General features: G+C 25.2%; 5 protein-coding genes. All 5 read right to left on the reverse strand.

Annotated elements, in window-relative coordinates; genetic code table 11:
• Positions 1 to 336: 336 nt before the first annotated feature.
• Positions 337 to 1,116, reverse strand: coding sequence for a hypothetical protein (locus ACQV2X_RS08570; RefSeq protein WP_428894426.1), 780 nt, complete (start codon positions 1,114 to 1,116; stop codon positions 337 to 339).
• A gap of 483 nt (positions 1,117 to 1,599) precedes the next feature.
• Positions 1,600 to 2,265 (reverse strand): MFS transporter, encoded by a 666-nt coding sequence (locus tag ACQV2X_RS08575; RefSeq protein ID WP_428894427.1) that lies wholly within the window; start codon positions 2,263 to 2,265, stop codon positions 1,600 to 1,602.
• A 27-nt stretch (positions 2,266 to 2,292) separates the two neighbouring features.
• Positions 2,293 to 2,559 carry a DUF2087 domain-containing protein gene (locus ACQV2X_RS08580; RefSeq protein WP_428874427.1) on the reverse strand — a complete coding sequence of 89 codons (267 nt, stop codon included), beginning with the start codon at positions 2,557 to 2,559 and terminating at the stop codon, positions 2,293 to 2,295.
• Positions 2,559 to 2,702, reverse strand: coding sequence for a hypothetical protein (locus tag ACQV2X_RS08585; protein WP_428876628.1), 144 nt, complete (start codon positions 2,700 to 2,702; stop codon positions 2,559 to 2,561). The genes ACQV2X_RS08580 and ACQV2X_RS08585 overlap by 1 nt, the downstream gene beginning before the upstream one ends.
• An 817-nt stretch (positions 2,703 to 3,519) precedes the next feature.
• Positions 3,520 to 3,669, reverse strand: coding sequence for a transposase (locus ACQV2X_RS08590; RefSeq protein ID WP_428894428.1), 150 nt, complete (start codon positions 3,667 to 3,669; stop codon positions 3,520 to 3,522).
• Positions 3,670 to 3,677: the final 8 nt, after the last annotated feature.

Genomic DNA, 3,677 nt, shown 5'->3' on the forward strand with positions numbered 1-3,677 from the left:
ACTAAGCAACCGTTAATTGCTTAATCTCCTTGGATAGCATCAACCCTATTGGACAAAGAGCCTTTAAAAAAGTGACTAAAAAATTTTGACATATCAATTTTTAAGTGAATATTGAATTATATTTAATTAATTATAAGAGGCTCCTAACAAAATTTGTATGTTTCGATAAATGTTTCCAAAACAGTTACTATATCTTTTTTATTAATATTATCTAGTGCATTTATTTGTGCATTAATATAAGAGGCTGAATAAAAAGGATTAGATAAAAAATCAAACATAAAATCATAATTAATATATTTTTCACTTGAAACTAGATTATATTTAAATAATTTATCCTTATATAATTTTTTTATCTTCTAAAGAGCTATATTTTAATGGATATTTAAAAAGTTCAATTTGAAACTCTGTTATTGCTTTATTTTCTTCTAATAGAGCCTGTGTAAATCCGATATAATTTTCTTTTTCACTGTTAAAATAGGAATTAATAAATGCACTTTCAAAAAAATGAGCCCAATATTCTTCCTCCTCTATAGAAAAAATTAAATTCATTTTGATTAATAAAAAATTTACAATTACATGACTAACTTCATGTAATAAATAATAAAAATGAAACGGGCCTACTTTGTCTCCTATAATAATATAATTAATATTTTTTAAAGGTAAAAATACACATTTATATCCATCTATCATACCTTTTAAATATATAACATTTAAAGACAATGTGTCAGATATATAAAATAATATATCTTTTAACAAAACTTCAGTTGTACTATTACATAATTTTTTAAAAAATTCACTATTAATCTTAGCCTTGGAAAAGTTATGCATTTGCATTTTTACTGGAATTAAACTAATCTCAGAAAAATCTTTATTTTTTCTCCAAGATAAGTAGTCAAAATTATTTCTTATTAAGAGGGTGTTAACTTGGCAATTTAATACAGATTTTTTATATTTACTAATATCTAATGATTCTATATTTGGGAGACTATCAATAAAATCTATTTCATTATGAATTTTGTGCGCCTTGATATTATCTTGTATATTTATACTATTTAAATACAGCATGGACTGATGCTCTTCTATAACAGAATGTTCATAGGTTCTTTTAATCGCCATTTAAAAAACTCTTTCTTTTTTTATATTTAAAAATAATTATAATAAGAATAAAAAGAACATCAATATTGGTAATATTCCATGTTCTCAGTATTCCAAACTGATCAGAAATAAACCCATTTAAAACTAATATTATTGAAATAGATATTGATTCAATATTATAAAAAGATGAGATTGTTGTATTTCGTAGATTATCATCTTGCACAAAATCTGAATGAAGAGCGACATTACTTTTAATTTCAGTTATAGTATTAAGCATTACGTGAATTGAAAAAATAATAATTCCCATCCATATATTTTTTGAGAGAATAAATAAGGATAAGAATATAATATCTATTATTGTTAACGAAGTTATCACATAAGAAATATTTTTTTATATAATATCCTATGAGATATTAAACTCCCTACAAGCCCACTTAATGAGATTGTTATCCACATAATACTAATAATATTTTCTATATTATTAGTATAAAATATTGCCTGCCACTAATTTGATGGTCCTATATCTATCACTTTAGGGAGAAGTAAAAATAATATAAATACAATACTCTTTTTAGATGTCATAATTTGTTTAAATATTGTTTTTATTTCACCATATGAATATTTAAAAGTATTTTTAAAAGATATTTTTTTATTTTTAAAATCTTTAATTGGAGATTTAATAACTGAAACAATTAAAATAATACTAAATAATATGCTGAAATAAAATGGCAAATCTGTATTATATTTATACAATACATCCGCACTCAAAGTTCCAATGACCAATGCAGCCAATAATCCTATAATAGACGCCTTAGAAAATATGTGTTCTAAGATATCTCTATCCTGTGATAAATTTAAATCTTTGATTAGCCAACTGGATAATGTTCCAGAATAAAAAGACTCACTAATTCCGGATAAAAAAGCTGAAAACAGGAGAAGTGTATATGAACTACTTAATATCATTAAAATCCCTAAAATTCTAAATAGACCACTTAAAAAAATTGATTTTCTCTCTCCTATAACATCTGTTATAGCTCCACATGGTATCTCTGTAAGAAAAGACGATAGCCAAAATAGAGCTAGATATAAACCTACATCACTTAATGAAAAGTTTTTAAGTAAATAAATATACAATATTGGGTTAAAAAATGAAACTAATGAGACAGACAAAAATTCAAATAATAATAATAATGAATTTTAGCTTTCATGATTTATCTCCGAATTTATACAATATATACTCCCGTATATATCTCTATTTAAATAACCATAATCTACTAAATATCTTCTCATTGTCGCATAATCATCATAGTATACCTGTATAATATTATTTAGTTCACTCTCAGAAAATTCATCACCTTTTTTTTTGATTAATTCAAAAATATAGTCAAAGATAATAATTTTATTTTTTTGTTTTTTGGGAATAACAATTATTCTCCCTCTTTGATCAATAAATCTTTCTATCATTATTTATTAAACTCCCTTCTTTTTTTTAAGTAATATCCTATATATTGATAAACCTCTCTTTCTAGTAAAATATCATTGCCAACTAAGCGAATATTACTTAAATGAATCAAATCTAAAATATTGGGTTGTCCAAATTTTTTCACATAGTTTTCTTCTTTAATACTAAATTTAATTTCTTTAAAAATATTTGAGTTATATTTACTTAGTTTTTCTATTGAATCAAACTATTCCTTTTTTAGCGATCTATTTTGTTTTTCATTACTATAAGGGGTGAAAATTTCCAATGCTTGATGAATTTTAGTGTAAAATACATTTAGTAAATAAAATGTATTAATAAGTAATAATTTTTTTAATTGCATTATTCATTTCTCCATCATCAAATATTAATTCTTTATTCGATGTTAAAAATTTTACTATCCTTTTTGAATCTAAAAAACTAATAGCTTCAAAAACTTCAATCCCTATACCCATCATATATCTACCAATTTCTTTTTCAAAAGTTAAACCCCAAAAATTTTGAACAATACTAGACTTTTTAATTTTATTGATAATTTCATCATTATAACATTTAGATTTTATTCGTAGTCTAACTTGTTGCTTGGGTAGTGTCAGATAAATTGTGTAACCTACATTTCAAGATTGTAATTATTAGATCAACACTTCTGTTATTTCCGATCCTAACCTCGCATTTTAGATGATCTTTCGAATACCATGTGGATTCGCTTAGATCTGTAGGATTGATAGGTCCTCTAAAATGCGAGGGAAGCAACCGAAGGGTGCTAGTTTACTCCATTAAGATACTTGGGGCTTTGTGATGCCTTCTCTTAATTTCGTCTCGTTAACTGGTCGTTTTTGATCCAAAAGAGATTGAAGTTCAAAGGTTGCTTTACCAAAGTCTTTATGTTTCCGATGTCCAAACTTTGCGTTATACTCGCTAATATAACAATAGACTGTTTTTCCCTAAGTGGCTTCATGGGGAAACTGTTCCTTAACTTTCGTTCTTTTCTTCAATTGTTTATTGAAGGCCTCTGATAGTTTGTTGGTATAAAGGGATGCCCATATCTCCTTGGGAAAATGCATAAATGAGAAAAGATTCTTTTTTAGTCTCAATTGTTCAG

The sequence above is a fragment of the Facklamia sp. P12945 genome, assembly GCF_050409485.1.
Taxonomy (GTDB): domain Bacteria; phylum Bacillota; class Bacilli; order Lactobacillales; family Aerococcaceae; genus Facklamia.

What these genes read in the sequence shown, in the direction of transcription:
- ACQV2X_RS08580 (WP_428874427.1), bottom strand. Translation starts at nt 2,559, where the DNA reads ATGATAGAAAGATTTATTGATCAAAGAGGGAGAATAATTGTTATTCCC.
- ACQV2X_RS08570 (WP_428894426.1), bottom strand. Translation starts at nt 1,116, where the DNA reads ATGGCGATTAAAAGAACCTATGAACATTCTGTTATAGAAGAGCATCAG.